This window comes from Pseudomonas sp. 9Ag, assembly GCF_902506445.1.
GTDB classification, from domain to species: domain Bacteria; phylum Pseudomonadota; class Gammaproteobacteria; order Pseudomonadales; family Pseudomonadaceae; genus Stutzerimonas; species Stutzerimonas stutzeri_AB.
In genome coordinates this window covers 2,922,159-2,947,095 of the sequence record NZ_LR733836.1, presented here as the reverse complement: position 1 = coordinate 2,947,095, position 24,937 = coordinate 2,922,159, and the positions used below count along the sequence as shown (strand labels likewise).

The 24,937-nt window shown below is 60.1% G+C and carries 30 protein-coding genes; 11 read left to right on the top strand and 19 right to left on the bottom strand.

All coding sequences use genetic code 11. From position 1 onward, the window contains the following. Window positions 1–9 precede the first annotated feature (9 nt). On the top strand, window positions 10–576 hold the full coding sequence (locus tag ALTERO38_RS13265; protein ID WP_159968682.1) for a DUF1285 domain-containing protein: 567 nt from the start codon (window positions 10–12) through the stop codon (window positions 574–576). Between the two features lie 102 nt (window positions 577–678). Here the strand turns inward: ALTERO38_RS13265 and ALTERO38_RS13260 are convergent, their stop codons facing one another. From ALTERO38_RS13260 to dapE, 3 genes are all read right to left on the bottom strand, one after another. After that, on the bottom strand, window positions 679–1,050 hold the full coding sequence (locus ALTERO38_RS13260; RefSeq protein ID WP_102834794.1) for a hypothetical protein: 372 nt from the start codon (window positions 1,048–1,050) through the stop codon (window positions 679–681). A gap of 121 nt (window positions 1,051–1,171) precedes the next feature. Next, a complete protein-coding gene (locus ALTERO38_RS13255) occupies window positions 1,172–1,975 on the bottom strand; it encodes a putative RNA methyltransferase (protein WP_148924693.1) in 804 nt (267 codons plus the stop codon). Further along, window positions 1,969–3,117, bottom strand: a complete 1,149-nt coding sequence (gene dapE, locus ALTERO38_RS13250; RefSeq protein WP_102834792.1) for a succinyl-diaminopimelate desuccinylase — start codon at window positions 3,115–3,117, stop codon at window positions 1,969–1,971. The genes ALTERO38_RS13255 and dapE overlap by 7 nt, the downstream gene beginning before the upstream one ends. A 159-nt stretch (window positions 3,118–3,276) precedes the next feature. Between dapE and tcdA the strand changes: the two genes are divergently transcribed. Then, window positions 3,277–4,083: a tRNA cyclic N6-threonylcarbamoyladenosine(37) synthase TcdA gene (tcdA, locus tag ALTERO38_RS13245; protein WP_159968681.1), complete on the top strand. Its 807-nt coding sequence runs from the start codon at window positions 3,277–3,279 to the stop codon at window positions 4,081–4,083. 18 nt (window positions 4,084–4,101) lie between these two features. Here the strand turns inward: tcdA and ALTERO38_RS13240 are convergent, their stop codons facing one another. The 4 genes from ALTERO38_RS13240 to ALTERO38_RS13225 form a co-directional block, all read right to left on the bottom strand. Continuing rightward, a complete protein-coding gene (locus ALTERO38_RS13240) occupies window positions 4,102–4,533 on the bottom strand; it encodes a SufE family protein (RefSeq protein WP_159968680.1) in 432 nt (143 codons plus the stop codon). Beyond that, window positions 4,530–5,735 carry an aminotransferase class V-fold PLP-dependent enzyme gene (locus ALTERO38_RS13235; protein WP_159968679.1) on the bottom strand — a complete coding sequence of 402 codons (1,206 nt, stop codon included), beginning with the start codon at window positions 5,733–5,735 and terminating at the stop codon, window positions 4,530–4,532. Before ALTERO38_RS13235 ends, ALTERO38_RS13240 begins: the two co-directional genes overlap by 4 nt. Window positions 5,736–5,824: 89 nt before the next feature. Next, on the bottom strand, window positions 5,825–6,859 hold the full coding sequence (gene dapD / locus ALTERO38_RS13230) for a 2,3,4,5-tetrahydropyridine-2,6-dicarboxylate N-succinyltransferase (protein ID WP_102834788.1): 1,035 nt from the start codon (window positions 6,857–6,859) through the stop codon (window positions 5,825–5,827). A 42-nt stretch (window positions 6,860–6,901) separates the two neighbouring features. After that, on the bottom strand, window positions 6,902–7,273 hold the full coding sequence (locus ALTERO38_RS13225) for an ArsC family reductase (RefSeq protein ID WP_102834787.1): 372 nt from the start codon (window positions 7,271–7,273) through the stop codon (window positions 6,902–6,904). A 188-nt stretch (window positions 7,274–7,461) separates the two neighbouring features. On the opposite strand from ALTERO38_RS13225, the gene ALTERO38_RS13220 reads away from it, so the two are divergent. Both ALTERO38_RS13220 and ALTERO38_RS13215 read left to right on the top strand, forming a co-directional pair. Continuing rightward, a complete protein-coding gene (locus ALTERO38_RS13220; RefSeq protein ID WP_102834786.1) occupies window positions 7,462–7,707 on the top strand; it encodes a hypothetical protein in 246 nt (81 codons plus the stop codon). Between the two features lie 11 nt (window positions 7,708–7,718). After that, a complete protein-coding gene (locus tag ALTERO38_RS13215) occupies window positions 7,719–7,865 on the top strand; it encodes a hypothetical protein (protein ID WP_159968678.1) in 147 nt (48 codons plus the stop codon). 38 nt (window positions 7,866–7,903) lie between these two features. On the opposite strand, the gene dapC is transcribed toward ALTERO38_RS13215, so the two are convergent. Genes dapC through purM form a run of 5 tightly spaced genes read right to left on the bottom strand, consistent with a single transcriptional unit; the run spans window position 7,904 to window position 12,297 of the window. Then, entirely contained in the window at window positions 7,904–9,100 is a 1,197-nt protein-coding gene (gene dapC, locus ALTERO38_RS13210) for a succinyldiaminopimelate transaminase (RefSeq protein ID WP_159968677.1), read from the bottom strand. 49 nt (window positions 9,101–9,149) lie between these two features. After that, on the bottom strand, window positions 9,150–9,815 hold the full coding sequence (locus ALTERO38_RS13205; protein ID WP_159968676.1) for a COG3650 family protein: 666 nt from the start codon (window positions 9,813–9,815) through the stop codon (window positions 9,150–9,152). A gap of 57 nt (window positions 9,816–9,872) precedes the next feature. Next, window positions 9,873–10,583, bottom strand: coding sequence for a DUF3108 domain-containing protein (locus ALTERO38_RS13200; RefSeq protein WP_102834784.1), 711 nt, complete (start codon window positions 10,581–10,583; stop codon window positions 9,873–9,875). A gap of 8 nt (window positions 10,584–10,591) precedes the next feature. Continuing rightward, complete coding sequence (gene purN, locus ALTERO38_RS13195) at window positions 10,592–11,239, bottom strand: phosphoribosylglycinamide formyltransferase (RefSeq protein WP_159968675.1); 648 nt, start codon at window positions 11,237–11,239, stop codon at window positions 10,592–10,594. After that, window positions 11,239–12,297 carry a phosphoribosylformylglycinamidine cyclo-ligase gene (purM, locus tag ALTERO38_RS13190; protein ID WP_159968674.1) on the bottom strand — a complete coding sequence of 353 codons (1,059 nt, stop codon included), beginning with the start codon at window positions 12,295–12,297 and terminating at the stop codon, window positions 11,239–11,241. The genes purN and purM overlap by 1 nt, the downstream gene beginning before the upstream one ends. A 330-nt stretch (window positions 12,298–12,627) precedes the next feature. Between purM and ALTERO38_RS13185 the strand changes: the two genes are divergently transcribed. The 3 genes from ALTERO38_RS13185 (at window position 12,628) to hda (ending at window position 15,664) form a co-directional block, all read left to right on the top strand. Next, complete coding sequence (locus ALTERO38_RS13185; RefSeq protein ID WP_159968673.1) at window positions 12,628–13,761, top strand: DUF2066 domain-containing protein; 1,134 nt, start codon at window positions 12,628–12,630, stop codon at window positions 13,759–13,761. A 113-nt stretch (window positions 13,762–13,874) separates the two neighbouring features. Then, window positions 13,875–14,963, top strand: a complete 1,089-nt coding sequence (locus tag ALTERO38_RS13180; RefSeq protein ID WP_102834780.1) for an AI-2E family transporter — start codon at window positions 13,875–13,877, stop codon at window positions 14,961–14,963. Continuing rightward, window positions 14,960–15,664 carry a DnaA regulatory inactivator Hda gene (gene hda / locus ALTERO38_RS13175; RefSeq protein ID WP_148924704.1) on the top strand — a complete coding sequence of 235 codons (705 nt, stop codon included), beginning with the start codon at window positions 14,960–14,962 and terminating at the stop codon, window positions 15,662–15,664. The genes ALTERO38_RS13180 and hda overlap by 4 nt, the downstream gene beginning before the upstream one ends. 181 nt (window positions 15,665–15,845) lie before the next feature. Here the strand turns inward: hda and ALTERO38_RS13170 are convergent, their stop codons facing one another. Genes ALTERO38_RS13170 through arsC form a run of 3 tightly spaced genes read right to left on the bottom strand, consistent with a single transcriptional unit; the run spans window position 15,846 to window position 17,204 of the window. Continuing rightward, the gene (locus ALTERO38_RS13170) at window positions 15,846–16,256 is read right to left on the bottom strand and encodes a DUF2069 domain-containing protein (protein WP_127838834.1); all 411 of its coding nucleotides are present in this window, start codon (window positions 16,254–16,256) and stop codon (window positions 15,846–15,848) included. Continuing rightward, window positions 16,249–16,854: an NAD(P)H:quinone oxidoreductase gene (gene wrbA, locus ALTERO38_RS13165; RefSeq protein WP_102834778.1), complete on the bottom strand. Its 606-nt coding sequence runs from the start codon at window positions 16,852–16,854 to the stop codon at window positions 16,249–16,251. Before wrbA ends, ALTERO38_RS13170 begins: the two co-directional genes overlap by 8 nt. Continuing rightward, window positions 16,851–17,204 carry an arsenate reductase (glutaredoxin) gene (gene arsC, locus ALTERO38_RS13160; protein ID WP_159968672.1) on the bottom strand — a complete coding sequence of 118 codons (354 nt, stop codon included), beginning with the start codon at window positions 17,202–17,204 and terminating at the stop codon, window positions 16,851–16,853. The genes wrbA and arsC overlap by 4 nt, the downstream gene beginning before the upstream one ends. Window positions 17,205–17,365: 161 nt before the next feature. Between arsC and ALTERO38_RS13155 the strand changes: the two genes are divergently transcribed. Further along, entirely contained in the window at window positions 17,366–18,586 is a 1,221-nt protein-coding gene (locus ALTERO38_RS13155) for a virulence factor BrkB family protein (protein ID WP_148924708.1), read from the top strand. 34 nt (window positions 18,587–18,620) lie between these two features. Beyond that, the gene (locus ALTERO38_RS13150) at window positions 18,621–19,082 is read left to right on the top strand and encodes a TlpA disulfide reductase family protein (RefSeq protein WP_159968671.1); all 462 of its coding nucleotides are present in this window, start codon (window positions 18,621–18,623) and stop codon (window positions 19,080–19,082) included. Window positions 19,083–19,108: 26 nt separating this feature from the next. On the opposite strand, the gene ALTERO38_RS13145 is transcribed toward ALTERO38_RS13150, so the two are convergent. The 4 genes from ALTERO38_RS13145 to ALTERO38_RS13130 all read right to left on the bottom strand — a co-directional run bounded on the left by ALTERO38_RS13145 (window position 19,109) and on the right by ALTERO38_RS13130 (window position 23,798). Continuing rightward, window positions 19,109–19,681, bottom strand: coding sequence for a lytic transglycosylase domain-containing protein (locus ALTERO38_RS13145; RefSeq protein ID WP_159968670.1), 573 nt, complete (start codon window positions 19,679–19,681; stop codon window positions 19,109–19,111). 8 nt (window positions 19,682–19,689) lie between these two features. Continuing rightward, the gene (locus ALTERO38_RS13140) at window positions 19,690–20,637 is read right to left on the bottom strand and encodes a hypothetical protein (RefSeq protein WP_159968669.1); all 948 of its coding nucleotides are present in this window, start codon (window positions 20,635–20,637) and stop codon (window positions 19,690–19,692) included. Window positions 20,638–20,645: 8 nt separating this feature from the next. Continuing rightward, the gene (locus tag ALTERO38_RS13135) at window positions 20,646–22,361 is read right to left on the bottom strand and encodes a proline--tRNA ligase (RefSeq protein WP_159968668.1); all 1,716 of its coding nucleotides are present in this window, start codon (window positions 22,359–22,361) and stop codon (window positions 20,646–20,648) included. Window positions 22,362–22,526: 165 nt separating this feature from the next. Then, window positions 22,527–23,798, bottom strand: coding sequence for an OprD family porin (locus ALTERO38_RS13130; protein WP_148925015.1), 1,272 nt, complete (start codon window positions 23,796–23,798; stop codon window positions 22,527–22,529). A gap of 458 nt (window positions 23,799–24,256) precedes the next feature. Between ALTERO38_RS13130 and ALTERO38_RS13125 the strand changes: the two genes are divergently transcribed. Next, window positions 24,257–24,685: an HIT domain-containing protein gene (locus ALTERO38_RS13125; protein WP_148924712.1), complete on the top strand. Its 429-nt coding sequence runs from the start codon at window positions 24,257–24,259 to the stop codon at window positions 24,683–24,685. Beyond that, window positions 24,685–24,891, top strand: coding sequence for a SlyX family protein (locus tag ALTERO38_RS13120; protein ID WP_102834769.1), 207 nt, complete (start codon window positions 24,685–24,687; stop codon window positions 24,889–24,891). Before ALTERO38_RS13125 ends, ALTERO38_RS13120 begins: the two co-directional genes overlap by 1 nt. Window positions 24,892–24,937 lie beyond the last annotated feature (46 nt).

Genomic DNA, 24,937 nt, shown 5'->3' with positions numbered 1-24,937 from the left:
GGAGCCGACATGAGCGATACGGGAAAAGCTGCAAACCTGTTAAGTCAGATTCCCAAGGCCGAGAAAAAAGGCCTGCCACCGGTACACCTGTGGAACCCGCCATTCTGCGGTGATCTGGATATGCGAATCGCGCGCGACGGGAGTTGGATCTACCAAGGTACGCCAATCGGGCGGCCAGCGATGGTGCGGCTGTTTTCCTCGGTGATTCGGCGAGACGGCGATGATTATTTCCTGGTGACCCCAGTCGAGAAGGTCGGCATCAAGGTGGATGACGCGCCTTTTGTGGCTGTCGAGTTGGTGGTGGAAGGAAGTGGCGAAGGCCAGGTGCTGCGCTTTATCACCAATGTCGGCGACGAAACCGAAGCGGGAATCGAGCACCCTATACGGGTCGAGCTGGATCCGGATACGCAGGAGCCTGCGCCCTACGTTCATGTACGGGCAAACCTCGAGGCGCTGATTCATCGCAACGTGTTTTACCAGTTGGTGGAGCTGGCTGTTCCGCGAGATATCGATGGTGTCGCTTGGCTAGGTGTGTGGAGCCATGGCCAGTTTTTTCAGATTGGTCGCTCCGAGTAGCGCGTGAGAGCGGCTTGAGCCGCTCACTTTCCGCTCTCGGTAACCCTTTGCTGGCTTCGCGTCTCGTCACAGATGTATCGAGTGCGCTGCGCTGACTGAGGGTCAGTCGGTGCGCCAGACGATTTCAGCTTCACCACGCTCACTGACGCTGATCCAGCGGTCGGCGTCTTCCACCGATTCCTCTTCCTGCCAACCGCCCGGTGCGCAGCGAATCTCCACGCCGAGTGCCTGATAGGCATCGCGGGCGCAGGCTATGTCGTCTTCCCAGGGCGTGGCGTCGCTTTCAAGCAGCAAGCTGTGCCACTTGCCCACGGCCTTGGGCAGCCAGGTCACTGGAATGTCGCCGGCCCTGCACTTGAAGGTTTTACCCTTTGCTTGCCAGGGGGAGCAGGCTCCGACCGCCTGGGTCAGCCAGTCAGTGACGGCGTCCTGGCTGGCGTCCCTGAGGTAGATTTCGATATCCGGTTGACGCATGGAATGGCCTTGTCTGGCTGACGTTGCAGCCGGTTGGATGGAAAGTGTTGAGGCCTCAGAGGCCACATCAGACGCACTGGGTCGACTTTAGGTCGAGGTAGCGTTCGCTTGTTGGTTCTGATCAGTCTCGTTGAATCCAGTCATAGCGTATCGCAACCCGAACGTGCAATGGCGCCTCAATGACCGCTGCGCGGCGTTCGGCACTGGCGCGCCAGCCGTGCGGAGTCATCGCCAGCAGATCGGCGCGCGCCTGCGAGTCATCCAATTGCAGCTCGAAGGTTAGGGTCTCGCTGTGTGCGAGATGCATACCCTCAGGAATAAGCGACAGATGCTTCTGGTCGTCGTAATCACGGACCTCGTCGTACAGCAGCCCTCGCAGTTCCCATAAATGCTCCCGAGTCGGCCCCATGCGCAGCAGGCCGCCGCCGGGCGCTAGCAGGCGGCGTGCTTCGGTCCAATCTAACGGACTGAACACACTGGCCAACAGATTGCAGCTGGCATCGGCCAGCGGCACCCTGGCCATGCTTGCAACCAGCCAGTCGATCTGCGGCGCGCGCTTGCAGGCGCGCTTGACGGCTTCGCGGGAAATGTCCAGCGCATAGCCTTGCGCGCCGGGCAGCGCTTGAGCGATTTGCGCCGTGTAATAGCCTTCGCCACAGCCAATATCGAGCCAGCGACGCGGCGATCGCTCGGCCGCCAGTTGTGCCAGGCGTTTCGCCAGCGGCGCGTAGTGGCCGCCATCGAGAAAGCGCCGCCTCGCCTCGACCATAGCCTGGTTGTCGCCGGGATCGCGGCTGTTCTTGTGTTGCACCGGGAGCAGGTTCAGATAGCCCTGACGGGCCCGATCAAACCGATGATTGGCCGGGCAGGCAACGCCATTTTCCACCGCACCCAGCTCGCCGTGGCAGATAGGACAGATCAGCATGCGAGCAGGTTGACCAGGGTCTGGTAGTAGATCTCGGTGAGCAGATCGAGGTCGCTGGCGAGGATATGCTCGTCCACCTGATGAATCGTCGCGTTTACCGGCCCCAGCTCGACCACTTGGGTGCCCAGTGTGGCGATGAAGCGCCCATCCGAGGTGCCGCCGCTCGTAGAGGGCTTGGTCTCGCGGCCGGTGACGCTGCGGATCGCTGCAGCCACGCCATCAAGCAGATCACCTGGTTCGGTCAGAAAGGGCAGGCCTGAAAGCGCCCAGTCGACGTTCCAGTCCAGGCCGTGCTTGTCGAGAATCGCCGCGGTGCGTTGCTGCAATCCTTCGACCGTGGATTCGGTGGAAAAACGGAAATTGAACACGGCCTCCAGCGTTCCGGGGATGACGTTGGTCGCGCCGGTGCCTGAATTCAGATTGGAGATCTGGAAGCTGGTCGGCGGGAAGAACGGGTTGCCGTCATCCCAGTGTTCGGCGGCCAGCTCGGCCAGGGCCGGCGCAGCCAGATGGATCGGGTTTTTAGCAAGATGCGGGTAAGCCACATGGCCCTGTTGGCCGCGAACGGTAAGCGTGCCGCCGAGCGAGCCGCGGCGGCCGTTCTTGACCACATCACCGACGAGTGTGGTGCTCGATGGCTCGCCGACAATGCACCAATCCAGTCGCTGGCCCCGTTCCCGCAGACGTTCTACGACGGCCTTGGTGCCGTAGTGTGCAGGGCCTTCCTCGTCGCTGGTGATGAGGAAAGCGATCTGGCCATTGTGGTTCGGGTGCTTAGCGGTAAAGCGCTCTACAGCCACAATCATCGACGCCAGGCTGCCTTTCATGTCTGCCGCACCGCGACCATGGAGCATGCCATGCTCATCGATCCGCGCGGCGAACGGCGGATTCTGCCACGCCTGTATCGGGCCGGTAGGGACCACATCGGTGTGGCCGGCGAAGCACAGGACCGGACCTTCGTTGCCGCGAATTGCCCAGAAGTTTTCGACGTCCTCGATGTGCATTGACTCGATGGCGAAGCCGCAGGCGGAGAGCCGCTCGGTCATCAGCTGCTGACAGCCCTCATCCAGCGGGGTGACCGATGGCCGATTGATCAGCTCGCAGGCAAGTTCGAGGGTCGGGGAGAGGGCGGCGGCGGTCATCACGGCTCCGGGGTAAGGCGGGGAAAGGGCGCCATATTAAATTAAAAAGCAGGGCAGCAGCGGGTCAGAACCAGCCTTGTTGAAAACGCCTCGGTATGCCTGGTTGGGACGGCGAGGGCTCGGGCCTATAATCCGCGAATGTCTTGTTTGAGGTATGCCATGTCTATCGACGATCAACGGTTCGGCGGCATCGCCCGTCTGTACGGCTCCGAGGGGCTGCAGCGGCTGGCGGCTGCGCATGTCGCGGTGGTCGGTATCGGCGGGGTCGGTTCCTGGGCGGCCGAGGCGCTGGCGCGCAGCGGCGTTGGTGCAATCAGCCTGTTCGATCTGGATGACGTCTGCATCACCAACACCAACCGGCAGGTGCATGCGCTTGAAGGGGCGGTGGGCAAGCCAAAGGTGGACGAGATGGCGGCCCGGATCAGGGCAATCAATCCGGCGTGCGTGGTTCACCCCGTGGCCGATTTCGTTACCCGCGAAACCATGGCCGACTACATTACCGAGCAGCTCGATTGCGTTGTCGACTGCATCGACAGCGTACCGGCTAAAGCCGCGCTCATCGCCTGGTGCAAGCGGCGCAAGATCCAGATCATCGCGACCGGCGGGGCTGGCGGACAGGTCGATCCCACCCAGATCCAGGTCGCCGACCTGAACAAGACGTTCAACGACCCGCTGGCGGCGAAAGTGCGTTCGCTGTTACGGCGCGACTATAACTTCTCCCGCACGCCTGGTCGGACCTACAGCGTGCCCTGTGTGTTCTCTACCGAACAACTGCGCTACCCCAAACCGGACGGCGGCGTTTGCCAGAGCAAGAGTTTTGTCGGCGAGGGGGTAAAGCTCGACTGCGCCGGCGGGTTTGGAGCGTCAATGATGGTGACTGCCAGTTTCGGCTTGGTCGCTGCAGCGAGGGCGGTGGACAAGCTGGTCGCCGGGGCTCGGAGACCGGCGGAGCGTTCGACGAGCTGAAACCGCCACAGTTCGGCCTCAGCCATTCGACGAGGGGCCTGCAGCTGTCGCTAGCTCGCGCATTCTGCCGATAACGGCGTTCATCCCATTGGCCCGGGATGGCGAGAGCTGCCGAGAGAGGCCCAGTTGGCCGAACCAGTCCGCTACGTCCAGCCGCAGCAGTGCATCGGCATCCAGGCCATTAACCCGAGCCAGCAACACGGCAAGCAGCCCGCGCAACAGACGGGCCTCGCTGGTGCCGCGAAAGTGCCAGCTATCGCCTGGCTGATCGCCAACCAGCCAGAGCTTGCTGTCACAGCCGGCAACCAGGTTGAGCTCATTGCGCTCGGCGTCGCTCAGGGGCTCAAGCCGATCACCCCATTGCATCAACAACCGCGCACGTTGCTCCCAGCCTGCCGCCAGCTGAAAGGCCTGCAGCGTTTCCTGAGCAGCTTCGGGCAGCTCGGTCATCGCAGCATTTCCAGTGCCTGATCCAGCGCACCGAAGAATCGCTGCAGATCGACGCCATCGTTGTACAGTCCGAGCGATACGCGAATCGCGCCTTCGACCCCCAGAGACTTCATCAGAGGTTGCGCGCAGTGGGTGCCACTGCGTATGGCAATGCCTTGTTCGGTCAGGATGTGGGCCAGATCACCGTGATGGATGTTGTCGACGGCAAAGCTTGCGAGCGCCAACTGAGGGCTGCCCAACAGCCTCACGCCTGGTCGTTGCGCCAAACCTCTTAACAGCTCGTTGTGCAGGGCCAGTTCATGGCGATCGACGGAATCGGCATCCAGCTTCGACAGATAGTCGAGTGTGGCGCCAAGCCCAATTACCCCGCCGATGGGTGGGGTGCCGGCTTCGAATCCAAGCGGTGCCGCATGAAAGTCGGCACTCTGGAAGTCAGCAACGCGGACCATTTCGCCGCCGAACTGCCAATGCCTGAGTTTGAGCAGCGATTCGCCCCGGCCGTAGAGCGCGCCGACGCCTTCCGGACCGTACAGCTTGTGGCTGGACAGTACATAGAAATCGCAGTCCAGCGCCTGCATGTCATGCCGACCATGGACTACGCCTTGAGAACCGTCGACTACGCTGAGCGCGCCCTGCGCTTTGGCCAGTGGCAGCAGTTCTGCAAGCGGCTGCCAAGCCCCGAGTACATTGGATAACTGGCTGACGGCAAGCAGGCGGGTGCGCGGGCCGATCAGGCTGGCTGCGGCTTCAATATCGATGATGCCGTGTGCGTTGAGCGGCAATACGACCAGCTTCGCGTCTTGGCGTCGGGCCAGCTGCTGCCAAGGCAGCAAGTTGGCGTGGTGCTCCAGGGCGCTGACGACGATTTCATCACCGGCTGTGATTAGGTGTTCCAGGCCGTAAGCCAGCAGATTCAGCGCTTCTGTGGCGCCGCGGGTGAAGACGATTTCGGTCGGACAGGCGGCGTTGAGCCAGCGCGCCACCTTGATCCGTGAGTCTTCGAAGGCGCGGGTTGCTCGCTCAGCCGGCTGGTGCTGCGCGCGATGGACGTTGGCGGTGCCACAGGTGTAATAGCCGGTCAGGGCGTCGATCAATGCCTGGGGCTTCTGCGATGTGGCCGCGCTGTCCAGGTAGGTCTGACCCTGGGACTCAAGGATAGCCAGGGCAGGGAAGTCGGCGCGCCAGGGGGATGTCAGCGGCATGGATACTCCTGAAAGCAGGACGGGACGCCTGATGGAGAACTGCGTAGACAGGCGGGCTGCAGCCGGCCCGTCTACGTCTGACGCTGCGCTTAGTTGTGCGCGTGCAACGCCTCGTTCAGCTCGATTGCAGACTTATGGGTCTTGCATTCGACCGCACCGCTCAACGAATTACGGCGGAACAGCAGGTCGGTCTGGCCGGCCAGTTCGCGCGCCTTGACCACCTTGACCAGCTCGCCTTGTTCATCGAGCAGGTTCACTTTGGTGCCGGCTGTGATGTACAGACCGGATTCCACGGTGTTGCGGTCGCCCAGCGGGATACCGATCCCTGCGTTTGCGCCGATCAGGCAGCCTTCGCCGACCGAGATGACGATGTTGCCGCCGCCGGAAAGGGTGCCCATGGTTGAGCAACCGCCACCCAGGTCCGAGCCCTTGCCCACGAACACGCCAGCCGAGACGCGACCTTCGATCATGCCCGGCCCTTCGGTGCCAGCGTTGAAGTTGATGAAGCCTTCGTGCATCACGGTAGTGCCTTCACCCACATAGGCACCGAGACGGATGCGTGCGCTGTCGGCGATACGGACGCCGGCCGGAACTACGTAGTCGGTCATCTTCGGGAATTTGTCGACCGAAACGACTTCCAGCAGGTAGCCCTTCAGACGCGCTTCCAGCTGACGTTCGGCAAGTTCGGCAAGGTCGACCGCGCCCTGGTTAGTCCAGGCGACATTGGGCAGCAGCGGGAAGATGCCAGTGAGGTTCAAGCCGTGCGGCTTGACCAGGCGATGCGAGATCAGATGCAGCTTGAGGTAGGCTTCCGGCGTGGAGGTCAGCGCGGCGTCTTCGGCGAGCAGCGTGACCACCAGCGGGCGCTGGCTTTCGGCGAGGCGGGTAAGCAACGCGTGCTGAATGGGATCAATCGTCTTGATTGCATCGGCCAGTAGTGCGGCCTGTGTGGTGCTGATAGTGATCGCCTGATTGCCGCCCTGGTAATTGAGCAGCGGTACAACCGCGTCGACCAGCTCGCCGGCTGGACGAAGCAGGGGTTGCGCATAGAAAACTTCGAGCCAGTTGCCCTGACGGTTTTGAGTGCCGACGCCAAACGCCAGGCTGAAGAGGGAGTTGCTCATGGTGGAATCCTTTATTAGTCGCGCTCGTCTTGGCGAGCGGTTTCAGTTCTTGGCTGCCAGCTCGGCAGCGTAAATGTCTGGCTTGAAGCCAACGAGTGTCTTGTCGCCCAGATCGAGAACCGGGCGTTTGATCATCGAAGGCTGGGCCAGCATCAATTCGATGGCTTTTGCCTGGTCAAGATCGGCTTTTTGCTCATCGTTCAGCTTGCGGAAAGTGGTGCCAGCACGGTTGAGTAAAGTCTGCCAACCATGTTCGTTGCACCAGGCTTCCAGGTGGGCGCGGTCGATACCGGCGCTCTTGTAATCATGAAACTCATAGCTTAGCCCCTGCTGGTCGAGCCAGGTACGGGCTTTTTTCATGGTGTCGCACGCCTTGATGCCGTATAGACAGCGTCCTTTGCTTTTATCGGGCATAGCAGCTCCGCTTTCTCCGGCCAAACTGGGCCGCGGATTATGCCATGACGAGACGAAGCCTGCCGTCCGCAGCGTGAAGCTGGCTCAACTTCACTGCTGCGTGCACTCGTCCACGCGAGTGAAAGAGGTTCGACCTTTTCGACCCTTCACGTTGTCCATTGATCACAATCGTAACGATGAGGTCCTGTATGGCACGCAAGCATTTCGAGAACCACGAAGCTATTTCGTCCGCCGTTCCTGCTGACGAGGGGTTCGAGGCTGTGATCGCCGTCAAGCGTCGCGGCACTGATGAGAATGCACACGTTTTCAAAGTCGCCAACGGTCGCCGTTACGACCTCGCGTCTGAAGCGGACGTGGCTGCCGAAGCTGCCTTGACCAAGGTCAGGGAGGTCAGCGACGAAGGCGAGCTGATCTGGGAAGAAAATGCGATCTGACGGAGGTTGTCATGAGCGAATCGGAAAAGCCGAGCACTGAAGAGCAGAGCAGGCAAGACGAGAACACCAAGGCTGATATTCCCGAGCATATGAAGCCGGAGAATCTTGAAAAGCTGCGTGACTATGGCAAGGACATGATTCCGCCAGGCGTTGCCTGAAATCGCCTAACCGGACGCCAGCGCGTCCGGTTCCGGCATCAAAGCGTCTTGATGAATGCACGAATCCGCTCTGCGGCCTCGACGCAATCTTCCAGCGGTGCCACGAGCGCCATACGGACCCGGCCGGTACCTGGGCTGAATCCTTCGACTTCGCGAGACAGGTAAGAGCCCGGAACGACAGTGACATGCTCACGTGCATATAACTCGCGGGTGAAACGCTGGTCATCCACTGGCGTCTTGGGCCACAGATAGAAACCGCCGTCCGGCCGCTGCACATCCATCACGGGTGAAAGGATGTCCAGCATCGCGTCGAACTTCTCCCGGTACAGCTGCCGATTGGCCTGCACGTGCGCTTCATCGTTCCAGGCGGCAACGCTGGCCAATTGCGTCTGCACCGGCATGGCGCAGCCGTGGTAGGTGCGGTACAGCAGAAACGCCTTGAGAATATCGGCATCGCCTGCGACGAACCCAGAGCGCAGCCCAGGCAGGTTCGAGCGTTTGGAGAGGCTGTGAAAGACCACGCAGCGCTTGAAGTCGTCGCGCCCGAGCGCTGTACAAGCGGTCAATAGCCCGGCAGGCGGCTGGTCTTCGTCGAAATACAACTCGCTATAGCACTCGTCTGCGGCGATGACGACGTCGAACTCGTCCGCCAGGGCAATCAGCTTCTTCAGCGTTTCAAGCGGGACTAGCGCGCCGGTTGGGTTGCCTGGCGAGCAGAGAAAGAGGATTTGCGTGCGCTGCCAAACATCTGCCGAAACCGCGTCGAAGTCTGGGTTGAAGCCATTTTCAGCGGTGCAAGGCAAATAATGTGGAGTGGCGCCGGCCAAAAGCGCCGCACCCTCGTAGATCTGATAGAAGGGATTGGGGCTGATAACCAGCGCACCCTGCTCACGATTGACTACGGCCTGGGTAAAAGCGAACAGTGCTTCGCGGGTGCCGTTGACTGGCAATACATGCCGTGTCGGATCGATGGCTCCCTGGGCTACGCCAAAGCGCCGCTCGCACCAGCGGGCAATCGATTCGCGTAACGCCGGGATGCCCTGCGTGGTGGGGTACACCGCAAGCTGGTCAAGGTTGTCGGCCAGTGTCTGAGCGACGAAATCGGGCGAGCGGTGCTTCGGCTCACCGATCGACAGCGCGATTGGGCGCTTGTCTGCTGGAGGCTGCGCACCGGCAAGCAGGCCGCGCAGTTTTTCGAAGGGATAGGGCTGCAGCAGGGTCAGGGCGTCATTCATGGTCGGGTCTTCGAAGCGTCGAGAGGCGCCAGGCTGCGCCTCGAAAAATTCAGTCTTGGCGGGCGCCGCCATAATAGGCGCAGCCGCGTAAGGTCTGGCCGTCCAGGCGTAGCTCGGCAGTCAGATGGTTGACTGCGCCGGTTGCGCTGTCCAGGCAGCGTTGCGGGGCCACCCACAGTTCGAGGCGCTGATCGTTGGCTTCGGTACTGAAGTTGGTCTGCCCGCCCGGCAGTTGCTCTTCCAGGTAGGGTAGCGCCAAGGCCTGTTGGTCGGGACGCTCAAGGAGTAAGCCGCCGTCGGTGATCTTTACGCTCCAGCCTGGCTCATGCCCTGTCGCGCGCAGGAGCAACTGGTTGAATGCCGCGTCGCTGCAGCCGGGTCCCTCTGCTTGCAGGCGATACACCTGAGTCAGCTGAAGCTGGTCACTGTTGCCATCTTGATTGGTCAGACTGCCACGCAAGTCGGCAAACAAAGGCTGGTTGCTTCCCGCCGTCAGTGCTTGCACGTCATCGGGTAAACCTGTCGCGCCGCTGTCGACCAAGGCGAGGCTGCGTCGCCCCTGGCAGCTGCTGAATTGCAACCCGCCGTGCTCCTGAGTAATGGTGCCTTGCAGGCGTTCGGTCGAGCGCAGCGGAGCCTCTTCGCTCCATTGCAGTGACTGGCAACCGGCAAAAACCGGTAGAAGGCTGAGCAGTAAAGCGCGGGGTGCGATCATGAACGGGCTCGAATTCAGGCGGGGCAGTGCTGCGGCAGTGGGGCTGGCGCAGTTGGATTAGCTACCTTTGACGGCTCGGCCGTCGACGGTGCCTTCTTCGAGCATGATCTGATACTCCTTGCCGTCTTTTTCCACCTGATGCAGGCGGACCAGCATGAAGTCCCAATTCTTGGCGAACCAGAGGATAGTTTGTCGCTTGCTCTGCGTCGGATCGCGCACGCGTTCGACCTTGATGGCGTCGACCTGACCGGCCTTCGTGCTGACCTTTTCCTCGCCCAGGACACGGAAATCGTAGGTCTCGATCTCGTCACCATCTACTACTTGGTAGCTCATGCTCTTTTCGCCCGCTGCAACCGCGTGCTGAAGGGCGATCTGATAGGTTGATTTGTCCAGCAGGCCGCGATTCAGCGGAAGCTTAACCGGATCACCGCGGTCTTCTCCGACCACCTGTTTGGCTTGCCAGTCAAAATCGTGCTTGATGGACTTGCCCTTGCCCAGCCCGCTGCGCTTGAGTCGGTATTTCTGCGGCAGGAAGGTCTCGCCTTCGACCTGGAAAACGCTGCGCTCATTGAAGCTGGCAACCAGCATTGAGGCTTCGAAGTCCAGCTCCCAGGTATTGTCATCGCGCTTTTCCAGGCTGCGCTGGGCTGTGCCGCTGACAGGGACCTGTTTCCAATCCGCGGTGTAGCTGGCGGAGAAAGGCTTCAGCTCAAGGGCCTGAACCGGCAGGGCCAGCACGGCGAGAGCGAGCAGCAAGGCGCGACGCATAATGTCTCCTAGATTTCTAATAAATGGCCAGCGGCCGGCAACAGCACGTTATCCAGCATCGCGCCTTGATCGGCAAGGCGCAAGCGGCCGTCGGCGAACCAGCGGACAGCCAGCGGATAGATGATGTGCTCGGCCGCATGCACTCGATCGGTCAGTTGGTCGATGCTTTCGTTGGGTTCGATCTTCAGGCGAGCCTGTATGGCCACAGGACCGCCATCGAGCTCTTCGGTCACGAAGTGCACGCTGCAACCGTGCTCCTGGTCGCCTGCATCGAGTGCGCGGCGATGGGTATCCAGTCCCTTGTATTTCGGTAGCAGGGAGGGATGGATGTTGAGCAGGCGACCCTGGTAATGGCGAACGAAGCCTGCGGAGAGGATGCGCATGAAGCCGGCTAGTACCACCAGTTGCGGCTGATAGGCGTCGATGATTTCAATCAGTGCCGCATCGAAGGCTTCACGATCAGCAAATCCCTTGTGCTGCACAACATGCGTATCGATGTCCGCCGCCTGCGCACGCTGCAGGCCATAGGCCTCTGCACGGTTTGAAACTACAGCGCGGATTCGCACGGGGCTGTCTTCGCCGAGGCTGTCGATCAGGGCCTGGAGATTGCTTCCAGACCCTGAGATCAGCACGACGACATCACAGGGTGCGTGCATCAATGGCTTTTCAGGTTGTTCAGCAGCACGCGCTCGGCATCTTCGCCAGCCGAGCCGATTTCGCCGATGACCCAAGGGCTTTCGCCGGATGAACGCAGATTGGCAAGTACGGTTTCGACCTGATCCTGGGCGACACAGATGACCATGCCGACACCACAGTTCAACACGCGGTGCATTTCGTGCTCATCGACATTGCCTTGCTGCTGCAGCCAATGAAACACAGCAGGGCGCTGCCAGCTGGCGACATCGATGACTGCCTGACTGCCTTCGGGCAGCACGCGCGGGATGTTGTCCAGCAGGCCGCCGCCAGTGATGTGCGCCATCGCCTTCACCGCGCCGGTCTCTTTGATCAACTTGAGCAATGGCTTCACATAAATACGTGTCGGCGCCATCAAGAGCTCAGTGAGCGGCTTGCCGTCGAGTTGGGTGTTTTCGATATCGGCGCCCGCCACTTCGATGATCTTGCGGATCAGCGAATAGCCGTTGGAATGCGGGCCGGAAGAGGGAAGGGCGATCAGTGCATCGCCAGCGGCTACTTTTGAGCCGTCGATGATTTCACTTTTCTCCACCACGCCTACGCAGAAGCCGGCCAGGTCGTAATCTTCGCCTTCGTACATGCCGGGCATCTCGGCGGTTTCGCCGCCCACCAGCGAGCAACCTGCCAGTTCACAGCCGGCGCCGATACCGGTCACTACCGTGGCGGCGATGTCGACGTTGAGCTTGCCAGTGGCGTAATAGTCAAGAAAGAACAGTGGTTCGGCGCCGCAGACAACCAGGTCGTTCACGCACATCGCAACCAGATCCTGGCCGATGCTGTCGTGCTGGTTGAGATTCAGCGCCAGGCGCAGCTTGGTGCCGACGCCATCGGTGCCGGAAACCAGAACGGGCTGCTTGTAGCCAGCCGGAATTTCACAGAGCGCGCCAAAGCCGCCCAGGCCACCCATGACCTCAGGACGAGCGGTGCGCTTGGCCACGCCTTTGATGCGTTCGACCAACGCTTCGCCTGCATCGATGTCGACACCGGCGTCCTTGTAGCTGATGGAGGGTTGCTTGCTCATAAGAATCCGGACCTGTGAAGGGGAGTGCGGGGCGACCGGGTCAGAATCAGGCTTCTGTCGCGACGCGGCGAGGGCGCCGGACCGGTCTGCGGAAAGCGCGCGATTTTATCAGGCTTGCCGCACAGCGACCATCCCGCGAACGGTGATGTCGAACAGGTGTGCCAGGAACAAACATGAGATTGCGCGGCAAGATGCGCAGCCTGTGAGTGCTGCGGTTGCCGCGAGTTAGGGGCCTGTTTAAGGTATAACGCTTGCTCACCGTAGCCGAACCCGATCGCCGCCACGCGACCGGCAGGCTCCCATGACTGGCTAGCCAGCGAGTTTCTATATATGCGCGTATTTCCCCGTATTCTGGCGCTCTGCTGCGCAGTTGTGTCTGCCCATAGCATGGCGGTTCCCCTTGCCGACCTCTACAAAGTGCGTGAGCCGGTTGCCAGTCAACAGCCAGCGGAGCGCGAAGAGGCGCTGCGCAAAGCTTTCGACACGCTGGTGCTGCGTCTGACAGGCGATTCCAGCTCTGATCAGCAGGCCGTTGCGCCATTGCGCAGCGATCCGCAGCAATTGGTGAGCCGGTATGCCTATGAAGGGGACACCGTCGTCGTCAGCTTTGACCCGGTGACTACCGAGCGTGCGCTGCGTTCAGCGGGGCTTCCGCTGTGGGGTGCTGAGCGTCCGAGCATCCTGACCTGGTGGCTGGGAGAGACTGCTGACGGTTCGCAGCTCGTTGGTGACGCGCAGGAAGGTTCTTCTGACTTGCGTGCTGCCGCCCAGCACCGTGGCCTGCCGTTGCGCTTGCCGCTGGCCGATCTGAGTGAGCAGCTCGTAGCTACCTCTGACGCAGTCACTGCAAAGGACCCCCAGGCGCTTCGCGATGTTTCGGAGCGGTACGATGCAGACGGGCTGCTCGCTGTCATGGCGAAACAGTCCGGCGAAAGCTGGGAAGCCGACTGGCGCCTCTGGATGGGTGACAAGCAGACGCAAGGCAAGGCGAGTGGCGACACCCGCGTTGCGCTGGCCGATGAGGTGATGCTCGCTGTGAGTACATTCCTGGCGCCGCAATACCGCGTCAAGCCCGGTGACAGATCGGAGATCACGCTTGAGGTGCTTGGGGCCGACGTGGAGCGTTTTGCCGAACTGGATCGCCTGCTCGAACCCTTCGGCGCACGCCTGCAGCAGGTTGCCAGTGATCGGCTGGTGTATCGCCTCAACGCCAGTCCAGAGCAGCTTCGGGCTCAACTGGCTTTGGCGCGGCTGCAGGAAGTCGCTGCCGATGAAATTGACCCGCAATCAATGGAGACTGCAGACGCTAATGGCGGTGTCGAGCCTAACGGCGAAGGCGAAGTGTCGGCTGGCAGTGCTGAAGCACAGTCAGTCGATACCCGGACACTTGAGGAGCCGGGCACGCCGGCAGCCGAGCAATCCCGGCCGGTGGAGCAAGGCACCTTGCTGCGCTACCGCTGGTAGAGGCAATGGCGCTCACAAGATCGCGCCTGCCATAACGTTTATCGATTCATCGTTTCCCTTGCGCCTGCCGAAACCATGCGGCCTTGGATCACCCCAGACAAGACGTTGAGAACATGACCATCACCCACAACAACCGCTGGCTATGGCTGGCGGCCCTGTTACTGATTGGCTGGCTGATTTATCAGCTGTCACCAATCCTTTCACCTTTTCTGGTCGGCATCCTGCTGGCCTATCTGGGCGACCCGCTGGTTGACCGGCTGGAGCGCTGGAAACTGTCCCGAACCTGGGGCGTGATTCTGGTTTTCTCGTTGTTCACGCTGTTGTGTCTGTTGCTGCTGCTGGTGTTGGTGCCGATGCTCGGCAAACAGCTGATGCACCTCTATCAACTGGCACCGCAAGGGCTGGACTGGCTGCAGCTGACGGCGTTGCCCTGGGTGCAGGCACAGTTTGGCCTCGATGAGGATTTCTGGCGCGTCGATCAGCTCAAGAGTGCATTTTCAGCCAATCTCGGCAGCACCAAGGATGTGGTGGCGGTCATCCTCAGTCAGGCTACGGCGTCGAGCATCGCTTTGCTGGCATGGTTGGCGAACCTCCTGCTGGTGCCGGTGGTGTGTTTCTACCTGCTGCGGGATTGGGATCTGATCATGGCCAAACTGCGCACGCTGCTGCCACGTCGGCGCGAGGATGCTGTCATGGCGCTGATGCGCGAATGTCATGAAGTGATTGGCGCCTTTCTCCGTGGCCAGCTACTGGTCATGCTGGCGCTGGCTGTCGTCTATTCGGCTGGGCTCATGTTGATCGGTGTCGAATTGGGGCTGCTGATTGGCGTGCTGGCTGGCCTCGCGAGCATCGTGCCGTACATGGGCTTTGTGGTGGGCATAGCCGCGGCAGTGATTGCCGTGCTGTTTCAGTCTGGTTTGGAGCTCTACCCGCTGCTGGGCGTCGCTGCGGTGTTCACAGTCGGACAGATGCTGGAGGGCATGCTGCTGACCCCGCTGCTGGTGGGAGACCGTATCGGCCTGCACCCGGTGGCGGTGATCTTCGCGGTGCTGGCGGGGGGGCAATTGTTCGGATTTACCGGCGTGCTTCTGGCATTGCCAGTTGCAGCGGTGATCATGGTTCTGCTGCGCCACGTGCATGATCTCTATAAACTCTCGGACCTCTACGCAGAACCGCCGGTCGAACCACCCCGCCAACCATGAAACCCATTCAGCTCCCCTTGGGCATTCGTCTTCGTGACGACGCCACCTTTGCCAACTTCTACCCGGGCGCCAATGCGGCCGCGCTTGGCTATGTCGAGCGCGTCTGTTCACCCGCAGCTGGCTGGTCCGATGAGTTGATCTATCTGTGGGGCGGTACCGGAGTGGGGCGCAGTCACCTGCTTCAGGCCGCCTGCTTGCGCGTCGAGCAGCGCGGTGAGCTGGCGGTATATCTGCCATTGGCGGAGGTGGCGGAGTACGGCCCGGCGCTTCTGGATAATCTGGAGCAGAGCGAGTTGGTCTGTCTGGATGATCTGGATGCGATAGCGGGCGATCCGGTGTGGGAAGAAGCCTTGTTCCATCTGTTCAATCGCCTTCGCGACAGCGGTCGACGGCTGTTGCTTGCCGCTGATGCCTCTCCGCGAGAAATTGCTGTGCAGCTTCCAGACCTCAAATCCCGGCTGAGTCTATCGCTGGTGTTTCAGCTGCAGGAGCTTTCGGATGAGGACAAACTGCGTGCGCTGCAGCTGCGAGCGTCGCGCCGCGGTCTGAATCTGCCGGACGATGTCGGTCGTTTCATTCTCACGCGTGGGGCCCGCAGCATGAGCGCATTATTCGAGTTGCTCGACCGGCTCGATCAAGCCTCGCTTCAGGCGCAACGTAAGCTGACCATTCCGTTTCTCAAGGAAACGCTCGGCTGGTAGGAATGCCGGCTGCAGTCTGTTGAGTTCGGCACGGCTTTGCAGGGCAGCACTGCCAAGCCGAGCCGAAACGTCGTCATACGGCTCACCCTGGAGTAGGTTGAACTGCTGGCGTAGGGTGGGCTTCAGCCCACCGACGCCGTTCAACGTTACCTCAGAATCTTGCGCCTCCCCCCGTCTCGTCTCAGCTCTCGCCTGCCGCTTTGCGGCCGTACTGATAAGCCCAGCGGGTATAGAGCAGGGCGCTTATGAAAAGCGTCAGGCTGATGATCGCCTCCAGCCAGCCGTAAACCATTCGCGCCGGGTTGATAGCGGCAAGCACGCCCTGAATAAAGTACAGATTGACGATAAAGCAGGTCCAGGCATGGGCTCGCGGGCTCCCTGAGATCATCCCTGGCGCCACCAGGAGGAGTGGAATCAGCTGAATGCTGACCACCACCCAGGTCCGCGCGCCGTGCAGGTCGGCAAATGCCAGATTCCAGACCACCAATAGCACGGCCAGTCCAATGAAACTGGCCAGGCTGATGGCGCGACTGAGTTTTACCCGTGGGGTCAGCCATTCGAGCGATGGCAGGGGCTTTGGCTTTCTAGCCACGGTCATTCTCCAAACGCTTGGCGGTCTGCGCGAGGCGTTGGCCCAGTGCGCGGCAAAGATCGATTTCATGCTCGTCCAGCAGCCGCTTTCCATCGGCTCCGGCATGGTGGCTGGGGCCATAGGGCGTGCCGCCGCCGCGAGTCTCAAGCAGGGCATTTTCACTATAGGGCAAACCGAGCACCAGCATGCCGTGGTGAAGCAGGGGCAATAGCATCGACAGCAGAGTGGACTCCTGCCCGCCGTGCAGGCTGGAAGTCGAGGTGAACACGCCGGCTGGTTTGCCTACCAGCTCACCGGTCAGCCAGAGCCCGCTGGTGCCATCGAGAAAGTATTTCAGTGGGGCCGCCATGTTGCCGAAGCGGGTGGGGCTGCCCAACGCCAGACCGGAGCAATGTTTAAGGTCATCCAGCGTTGCGTAGATGGCGCCTTGCTGCGGGATCGCAGGCGCAACAGCCTCGCATTCCGCTGACACGGCCGGTACGGTGCGCAATCTTGCCTCAAGCCCTGCCTGTTCGACGCCACGGGCTATTTGCCGGGCCATTTCCGCAGTGGCGCCGTGGCGGCTGTAATACAGCACAAGGACGTAGGGTGCAGTCATGGCAGTATCTCCAGTACCTTCTCCGGTGGCCGACCAATCACCGCAGCATCGCCAACAACCAGGATCGGTCGCTCGATCAGTTTCGGATGCGCAACCATGGCATCGATGATCTGCTCGTCGGTGAGCGTTGGGTCTGTGAGGTTCAGGGTTTTGTATTCTTCCTCGCCGCTGCGCAGCAGCTGGCGCGGGCTGATGCCCAGTCGGGCAAGGATCTGCCTGAGCTCGTCAGCCGACGGCGGTGTTTCGAGATACCGGATGACGGAAGGGGTGAGGCCGCGTTGTTCGAGCAGCTCCAGGGCGTTTCGTGATTTCGAGCAGCGTGGGTTGTGGTAAAGGATCAGGTCGGTCATTTAGGTTGCTTCGCGCCAGTTTAGGCGGCCATTCTAACCCTCAAAGCCGTGGGGCTTGAAACGGTGGTCGCGGAGGGCTGTCTGCCAAGGTAGGCTTTTGATTGCTATTGGCCTGCGGGCAATCGGTTTTCGACGATCGCGACTGGCACCGAGGGGATTGAATGCATCAACGGATCAAGGATTTTCTGGAGTTCGGTCGTTTTCTGGTGCAGCGCTTCCTCGCGGATCGCGGCCCGCACAGCGCTGCCGCATTGACCTATACCACTCTGTTCGCAGTGGTGCCCATGATGACGGTAACCTTCGCCATGCTGTCCGCCATTCCAGCGTTCCAGGGAATCGGTGAGCAGATCCAGGTGTACATCTTCAGCAATTTCATCCCCTCCACTGGTGCCACCATTCAGGACTATCTGGTCGCGTTCACTGACCAGGCGAGGCAGCTGACCTGGTTCGGCGTGGGTTTTCTGATGGCGACCGCATTAATGATGCTGCTGACCATTGAAAAGGCGTTCAACGTGATCTGGCGCGTGCGCCAACCGCGCCGTGGAATCTCAAGCTTCCTGCTGTACTGGGCAATCCTAAGCCTTGGGCCGCTGTTGCTGGGGGCGGGGTTCGCCATGAGCACCTATATCACCTCGTTGTCGCTGATATCGGGACCGCATGCGTTGATCGGTGCACGCACCGTTTTGAAAGCAATGCCGCTGCTGCTCAGTGTTGCGGCATTCACGTTGATCTACGCGGCGGTACCGAATACACGCGTGCCGCTGCGGCATGCATTGGTCGGTGGGACCTTTACCGCTGTGCTGTTCGAAACGGCTAAGCAATTGTTCGGTTTGTATGTCAGCTATTTCCCCAGCTACCAGTTGATCTACGGGGCTTTTGCCGCGGTGCCGCTGTTTCTGTTGTGGGTTTACCTTTCCTGGATGATCGTATTGTTCGGGGCCGAACTGGTCTGTGGGTTGTCATCATCGCAGCAGTGGCGGCGGCGTTCGGTACCGCGTCTGCTGGTCATGCTCGGCTTGTTGCGGGTGTTCTACGAAAGCCAAAAGGCCGGGCGTGAGGTTCGCTTGCGCGACGCGCACCGGAGCGGCTGGAGGCTACCCGAGGATGAGTGGGACGAGATCCTGGAATTCTTCGAACAGGAGCAGCTCGTCTGCCGAACCGGCTCGTCCGGTTGGGTGCTTTGTCGCGATCTCAATAGCTACAGCTTCGATCAGCTGTTGCGCTCCAACCCTTGGCCGCTCTCCGGTAAGCAGGCGTTACCGGAGCGTCTGGATGAGCCGTGGTATCCGACGCTGCGCCAATCCATGGAGCTGCTGCAGCGCGAGCAGGCCAACCTCTTTGGTGGTAGCGTCGCAGACTGGCTGCAGTCGCAGCGGGTCTGACGGGCCGATAATCAGCAGCAAAAGGTGTACGAGGATGAACAGAGGACTCAGCGGAATGCTCGGCGCCTTCGCCTGCTTGATGCTGGTGGGCTGTAGTGAGGATTGGGGGGCGGACCAGCACGGCGCAGCTGTCACTGAGCAGCAGCTCGACGGGCAGTGGTTGCTGATCAATTACTGGGCCGAATGGTGCGGCCCCTGCCGTACCGAAATCCCGGAATTGAACGCATTGGATCAGTCGCGGAATGACATCACCGTGCTGGGGGTCAATTTTGACGGGCTGCAAGGCGACGAGCTGGCCGCAGCAGCCGAGCAGCTGAACATTGATTTCAGGGTGCTTAGCGTCGATCCGGCGGAGCGGTTGGGTCTTCCGCGCAGTGCAGTGCTGCCGGTGACCTATATCGTCGATTCTGCCGGTGAGGTCCGCGAGAGTCTGGTTGGTGAGCAAACGGCGGAAGGATTGCTGGCTCGGCTGGATAAGCTGCGCAGTGAAGGGTAGCGGCAATTCGCGGTACGCTCGGGGATTTACGGTTTTACGTACCAAAAGTCCTGCCAGAAGCCGATCACCTTTGCTGGATAGTGATGTTTGCCAAGGCTTCCGTTATAGCGAGCCAGCGCTCGGTTGATATCACCGTTTTCCTTCTTCAGGTAGTAACTGAGGATGGTGCAGCCGTAGCGGAGGTTGGTGGCGTTGTCGGTCAGATTGTCTTGCGGTCGTCCCAGTTCGGCTTTCCAGAAGGGCATCACCTGCATCATGCCCTGCGCGCCGACGCTGGAAATGGCAAAACGGTCGAAGTGGCTTTCAGCATGGATCAGTGCCAGAACGATATCTGGTTTGAGCCCCGCCTTGCTGGCCTCCTGATGCACCAACCGAAGTAAAGTCAGACGCTCCCGCGGGTCACGAACGTAGCGCTTAAGACGAGTTGACATATCGAGCAGCCAGACTTCCGCATCAAAGCGATCCTGAAAGCTCTCGGCTTCAGCGACGGTGCGCTGCATCAGTTCGCGAAGCTCTGGCTCCGGCGCCTGGCGAACAGTCGCAGAAACTGGCCAGGCAGCGAGCAGCATCAGCAGCCACAGGAGCGGGAGCGGCTTCATGGCGCAGTCTAGTCGCCTTCGCCGGTATCGTGAGCCTGACGACCTGCGTCCTGCATCAGGGTTTGGAGAAACTCCTGCTGCAAGTCTGGGTCGTTGCGGGTCAGCTCAATCAGGCTCTGTTCAAGCTCGCTGGCTTCCTCCTCCAGGCCAAGCTCTGAAAGCCGCTTGACGCGATGCACCCACTGATTGACATCGTCACCTTCGAGGTCATCGAAGATCAGATCGTGCGCTTCGAGCAGCTTGCCACGCAGTGCGCGGCTGACAAGAAGCGTGGCGTCAGCTCGGGTGCCGTCCTGCGAGTCTTCGACCTGCAACTGGATTTTGCCAACCTGGCTGATGTCCTGGTCGGCAAAGGGGCCATCAAGCAGATTGAGGCGAAGCACGCCGTTGCGGTCGGTGCTAAGTTCGTGCGTCTCGTTAGCTGTAACGACCTGCACTGGACGCTCAGCCCACGGCAGGCTGGAATACTCGAGCCGGGCGTCGCGTCGCTGCTCGTCGAGGCTGGCAAGGTTCTGCTGCGATCGTCCGTTGGACTCGGCATTGATGAAAGGATTGAGACCGGCAAAACCATAGCTGATCCAGTCGCGGGTAGCGCTTTCCGGTAGGTTGCCAAGCAACACCACATTGAGCACATTGGCGCCGACGCCTGCGACCACTGCTACAGCGCCCAGCGGGATTTCGTACAGCTCGCGCCAGGGTTGGTAGGGCGTATAGCGGTCATAGCGCCGCGTCACCTCGAAGTCAGTCACCTCGAAGGTCTTCTGATCGAGTATGCGGATGCGCCGCTGGGGAAGCTCGAGCAATGGCGCGCCTACTTCGATGCGCAGGCTGTGATCGAGCAGTTTGCGTTCGGTGCGGGCTTCTTGTTCGCTGCGTTGAGGCAGCTGATTGGCGCAGCCGCTCATAAAAAGCGCCATGCAAAGCATGGCGCAGGTTGAAGCACTTCGGTTGAGCATGATTTCCGTCAGCGGCTGGCGCGGGAATTGATGAATTCGAGAATGTCGGCAGCCGGGACGGCCTGGCTTTCGGCATCACGGCGATGCTTATATTCCAGAGTGCCATCGGCAAGACCGCGGTCGCCTACCACTATGCGATGCGGTATCCCTACCAACTCCATATCGGCGAATTTGACGCCTGGACTTGTCTTTTTGTCACGGTCGTCGAGGAGGACATCGTAGCCAGCTGCAGTGAGTTCTGCGTAGAGCTTATCGGTTGCTTCGCGGACGGCCTGGTTTTCATACTTCATCGGGACCAGCGCGATCTGGAACGGGGCGAGCGCCTCCGGCCAGAGGATGCCGCGGTCATCGTAGTTCTGTTCGATTGCGGCCGCGACGACACGAGACACGCCAATGCCGTAACAGCCCATGGTCAGGGTGACGGGCTTGCCGTTCTCGCCCATCACGGTGCAGTTCATCGCTTCGCTGTACTTGGTCCCCAGCTGGAAAATGTGCCCGACTTCGATGCCGCGCTTGATGATCAGCGTGCCGACGCCATCGGGGCTTGGGTCGCCTGCAACCACGTTGCGTAGATCCGCCACCTCAGGTAGCGGGAGGTCACGCTCCCAATTGACGCCGAAGTAGTGTTTGTCCTCCTGGTTGGCTCCCGCCACGAAATCGCTCATCAGCGCCACAGAACGATCAATGACACAGCTGATCGGCAAGTTCAGCGGGCCTAGCGAGCCAGGACCGGCACCCATGACCGCGCGGATTTCCGCTTCGGTCGCGAATACCAGCGGTTGTGCGACCTGAGGCAGATTCGCAGCCTTGATCTCGTTCAGTTCATGGTCACCACGAACGATCAGTGCAACCAGTTGGTCCTTCTCGATGCTCCGCACAAGCAGGGTTTTGATCGTTTTTTCAACAGGCAGTTGAAACTGCTCGACTAGTGCAGCAATCGTCTTGCATTTTGGGGTGTCCACCAGACGGAGCTCTTCGGTCGCGGAGCCGCGCTCAGTCTCGCGGGGGATCGCCTCGGCTTTCTCGATGTTGGCCGCGTAATCGGAACTGTCGCTGAAGGCGATATCGTCTTCACCGGACTCGGCCAGTACATGAAACTCATGCGAGCCCGTGCCGCCAATAGAGCCGGTATCCGCCTGAACGGGACGGAAATTCAATCCCAGACGCGTGAAAATCTTGCAGTACGCCTCATGCATCCGGTCATACGTTTCCTGCAGTGACTGTTGGTCAGCATGAAACGAATAGGCATCCTTCATGATGAATTCGCGCCCGCGCATCAGGCCGAAGCGAGGACGGATCTCATCGCGAAACTTGGTCTGTATTTGGTAGAAGTTGATCGGCAGTTGCTTGTAGCTGTTCAGCTCATTGCGCGCCAGGTCGGTGATGATCTCTTCGTGAGTCGGGCCAACGCAGAATTCGCGGTCATGACGGTCTTTCAGGCGCAGTAGTTCTGGACCGTACTGCTCCCAACGGCCGGTTTCCTGCCAGAGTTCGGCAGGTTGTATCCCAGGCATCAATACTTCCAGCGCGCCGGTCTTGTTCATTTCTTCGCGAACGATAGCCTCGGCCTTGCGTAGCGCGCGCAGCCCCATCGGCATCCAGGTGTAGAGGCCGGACGCCAGCTTGCGGATCATCCCGGCACGCAGCATCAGCTGGTGGCTGATGACAACAGCGTCGGAAGGCGTTTCTTTTAGGGTCGAGAGCAGGAACTGACTGGTGCGCATGTGGGCCGTTGTGTCCTTGCAGAGCTGAGAATTTGGCTCGGCATTGTACGGTGGCGATACGGAGACGTACAGAATCGTTCCGATAGCATGCGCGTGCCTAAACGAAGAAGCCCGGCGCAGGGCCGGGCTTCTTTTTTAGCTCGAGTTACAACTGATAGGCCTGTATTACAGGATGCTCAGCGGGTACTCGACGATCAGGCGCAGGTCGGTCAGGTCAGTGCCGTTGACAGGCGCATAGTCGCTGTCGGACCAGTACTTAGCATGACGGAGGCGGAGCGAAAGATCTTTCGCGGCGCCGTCCTGTACGACGTATTTGGCTTCAACGTCCCACTCGCGCTCCTCACCATTACCTGTGGCAGTGCTGATGTCGTCGCCGCTGATGTAGCGGGTCATAAAGCTCAAGCCCGGAACGCCATAAGATGCCATGTTCAGGTCATAGCGAGCTTGCCAGGACTTCTCGTCTTCACCGTTGAAGTCGGAATACTGAACCGAGTTGGCGAGCCAAACGGTGCCACCTCCGTCGAAGCCATATCCGTAGCCGGCATCGCCGCTGGAGCGCTGATAAGCGACTGTCAGGCCGTGCGCCCCTACGCTATACGTGCTCGCGAGGCTCCAGATAGTGTTGTCGCTGTTGGCGGCGTCTACGTCGGTCTTATAGATGTTGAAGTCGAAGGCCAGCGACTGGTCAGCGCCGAGCTCCATGTTGTAATTAACATTGCCGTAGAATTTTTCGTAATCGTCGCCTTGGTGGAGCTCAACATCGGAGTAATACAGCGACGTGCTCAGAGCGTCGCTCAGGGCGTAGGTGCCGCCCACAAAATTGATGCTGTCGAGCTTTGTGCCGTCGTCGTTTGTTAAGCTGTCGCGACCAGTTGCAGCCTGAGCATTCAGGCTCGTGAAATGACCGGCGTTTAGGTCCAGTCCTTCGATCTCGCTGCTCGTGATCAGTGTGCCTTCTGCGGTTTCCGGGAGCAACCGGCTGTCGTCGGTCGAAAAGACCGGCAGAGCCACGAACTGGGTACCGTATTTCAGAACGGTGTTGGAGGCGCGGAATTTGATCGCGCCGCCCGCTTCAGAGTAATCGTCTTCAGCGCGGCCATCTGAGTCAGTAGGGAACAGTCCATTGCCTACGCGGCCACGGCCAGTGTCCAGCTTGACGCCCAGCAGGCCGATCGCGTCAACACCTACACCGACGGTACCTTGGGTGAAGCCGGACTCGAAGGTGCCAATAAAGCCATGGCCCCATGCTTCACGATAGCTCTGACCATCATTGCCGTCATCACGGAAATCACGGTTCATATACAGGTTACGGTTCAGGATGGTCAGGCTGCTGCCTTCAACAAAGCCTTCCGATTCGGACTGGCTGGACGCAAAAGCCATTTGCGACGTGCCGGCCGCAACGGCCATTGCAATAACGCTCCACTTCATCACTTGCATTGTGATTGCTCCTTTGGTTTCAAATTGGTGCTTGCTTTCCTGCGTGCGCCGGAAAGAGGCATCTTTATTTTCGGTATACAAGCTCAATTGAGTCCTTCGTTTGCCTAGCTGGTCGTGACCTGCAGCAAGCCTGGAATGTATTTCCGAGAATTACTGTGTAGCTGGGTAAACTGGCGCGAGCAAGCTTAACTCAGCTATCCGCGATTTTCTTCCCCCGTTCATGCAGCTTTTTTGTTCAAAGCAATAACCGTGCACAAAATTCATTCACTGATTTTTCGCGCCGATTCGAGCCGAGGCATGTTGCCGCTTGCGCTAAAGCAGGGCTGGTTCCTGACCTGATTGCACCTCGCCGGAGCACGTTGCCTTGCTGATCGCTTTCGGGTGCTGGAGTATCCTGCCGCAAACGACCAGACAAAGCTTAGCTGGCGCCGACATCAAATTAGGCAAAGGAGACGGTTATGTTCGTTCTCGATGAACGTTTGCAGCAGGACACGGTGACGCTGGGTGATTTTCCGTTATGCCGGTTGCTGTTAATGAATGATGCCAGTTATCCATGGTTCATCCTGGTGCCCCGTCGAGAGGCGGTCAGTGAGCTGTTTCAGCTGGACCCGGCCGATCAGCAACTGTTGTGGCGAGAGGCGACGGCCCTGGCGGAAATGCTCAAAGACACCTTTGGCGCGGACAAGATGAATGTGGCAGCACTGGGCAACGTCGTGAGCCAATTGCATGTGCATGTGATTGCCCGGCGTCGGGACGACGCCGCTTGGCCGGCTCCGGTGTGGGGCTTTCAGTCGACCAAACCTTATGGCGAAGCGCAGCTGGCGGGCATCAGGCAAAAGCTGAAGCTCGTCCTCGCTAATGGCTTTCAGTTCGAAGAGGACAGGTAATGGAATTGGAACAACGCATTGCCGACCTGGAAGCGCGGCTGGCTTTTCAGGACGACACTATCCAGACACTAAGCGATGTACTGGTCGCGCAGCAGCGTACGGTCGACCGGCTGCAGGCGCAGTTGGGCTTGCTCGCAAGGCGGCAGGAAGACCTGCAAAGCAGGGTGGAGGGGGAGGGAGACGAAGCGCCGCCGCCCCATTATTGATAGGGCGGCGGCGTTATAACAGTAGAGAGCGCTGGCGCCCTGCCTG

Bases quoted from the DNA above. Each gene is read 5' to 3' on its own strand.
- ALTERO38_RS13235 (WP_159968679.1), bottom strand. From the start codon at position 5,735: ATGCCGCTGACATCCCCCTGGCGCGCCGACTTCCCTGCCCTGGCTATC.
- ALTERO38_RS13200 (WP_102834784.1), bottom strand. From the start codon at position 10,583: ATGCGTCGCGCCTTGCTGCTCGCTCTCGCCGTGCTGGCCCTGCCGGTT.
- ALTERO38_RS13205 (WP_159968676.1), bottom strand. From the start codon at position 9,815: ATGATCGCACCCCGCGCTTTACTGCTCAGCCTTCTACCGGTTTTTGCC.
- ALTERO38_RS13185 (WP_159968673.1), top strand. From the start codon at position 12,628: ATGCGCGTATTTCCCCGTATTCTGGCGCTCTGCTGCGCAGTTGTGTCT.
- dapD (WP_102834788.1), bottom strand. From the start codon at position 6,859: ATGAGCAACTCCCTCTTCAGCCTGGCGTTTGGCGTCGGCACTCAAAAC.
- ALTERO38_RS13220 (WP_102834786.1), top strand. From the start codon at position 7,462: ATGGCACGCAAGCATTTCGAGAACCACGAAGCTATTTCGTCCGCCGTT.
- purM (WP_159968674.1), bottom strand. From the start codon at position 12,297: ATGAGCAAGCAACCCTCCATCAGCTACAAGGACGCCGGTGTCGACATC.
- ALTERO38_RS13145 (WP_159968670.1), bottom strand. From the start codon at position 19,681: ATGAAGCCGCTCCCGCTCCTGTGGCTGCTGATGCTGCTCGCTGCCTGG.
- ALTERO38_RS13180 (WP_102834780.1), top strand. From the start codon at position 13,875: ATGACCATCACCCACAACAACCGCTGGCTATGGCTGGCGGCCCTGTTA.
- ALTERO38_RS13140 (WP_159968669.1), bottom strand. From the start codon at position 20,637: ATGCTCAACCGAAGTGCTTCAACCTGCGCCATGCTTTGCATGGCGCTT.
- dapC (WP_159968677.1), bottom strand. From the start codon at position 9,100: ATGAATGACGCCCTGACCCTGCTGCAGCCCTATCCCTTCGAAAAACTG.
- ALTERO38_RS13260 (WP_102834794.1), bottom strand. From the start codon at position 1,050: ATGCGTCAACCGGATATCGAAATCTACCTCAGGGACGCCAGCCAGGAC.
- ALTERO38_RS13150 (WP_159968671.1), top strand. From the start codon at position 18,621: ATGAACAGAGGACTCAGCGGAATGCTCGGCGCCTTCGCCTGCTTGATG.
- ALTERO38_RS13135 (WP_159968668.1), bottom strand. From the start codon at position 22,361: ATGCGCACCAGTCAGTTCCTGCTCTCGACCCTAAAAGAAACGCCTTCC.
- ALTERO38_RS13130 (WP_148925015.1), bottom strand. From the start codon at position 23,798: ATGCAAGTGATGAAGTGGAGCGTTATTGCAATGGCCGTTGCGGCCGGC.
- ALTERO38_RS13215 (WP_159968678.1), top strand. From the start codon at position 7,719: ATGAGCGAATCGGAAAAGCCGAGCACTGAAGAGCAGAGCAGGCAAGAC.
- ALTERO38_RS13125 (WP_148924712.1), top strand. From the start codon at position 24,257: ATGTTCGTTCTCGATGAACGTTTGCAGCAGGACACGGTGACGCTGGGT.
- ALTERO38_RS13225 (WP_102834787.1), bottom strand. From the start codon at position 7,273: ATGCCCGATAAAAGCAAAGGACGCTGTCTATACGGCATCAAGGCGTGC.
- tcdA (WP_159968681.1), top strand. From the start codon at position 3,277: ATGTCTATCGACGATCAACGGTTCGGCGGCATCGCCCGTCTGTACGGC.
- hda (WP_148924704.1), top strand. From the start codon at position 14,960: ATGAAACCCATTCAGCTCCCCTTGGGCATTCGTCTTCGTGACGACGCC.
- ALTERO38_RS13255 (WP_148924693.1), bottom strand. From the start codon at position 1,975: ATGCTGATCTGTCCTATCTGCCACGGCGAGCTGGGTGCGGTGGAAAAT.
- ALTERO38_RS13265 (WP_159968682.1), top strand. From the start codon at position 10: ATGAGCGATACGGGAAAAGCTGCAAACCTGTTAAGTCAGATTCCCAAG.
- ALTERO38_RS13155 (WP_148924708.1), top strand. From the start codon at position 17,366: ATGCATCAACGGATCAAGGATTTTCTGGAGTTCGGTCGTTTTCTGGTG.
- ALTERO38_RS13120 (WP_102834769.1), top strand. From the start codon at position 24,685: ATGGAATTGGAACAACGCATTGCCGACCTGGAAGCGCGGCTGGCTTTT.
- purN (WP_159968675.1), bottom strand. From the start codon at position 11,239: ATGCACGCACCCTGTGATGTCGTCGTGCTGATCTCAGGGTCTGGAAGC.
- dapE (WP_102834792.1), bottom strand. From the start codon at position 3,117: ATGACCGCCGCCGCCCTCTCCCCGACCCTCGAACTTGCCTGCGAGCTG.
- ALTERO38_RS13240 (WP_159968680.1), bottom strand. From the start codon at position 4,533: ATGACCGAGCTGCCCGAAGCTGCTCAGGAAACGCTGCAGGCCTTTCAG.
- arsC (WP_159968672.1), bottom strand. From the start codon at position 17,204: ATGACCGACCTGATCCTTTACCACAACCCACGCTGCTCGAAATCACGA.
- wrbA (WP_102834778.1), bottom strand. From the start codon at position 16,854: ATGACTGCACCCTACGTCCTTGTGCTGTATTACAGCCGCCACGGCGCC.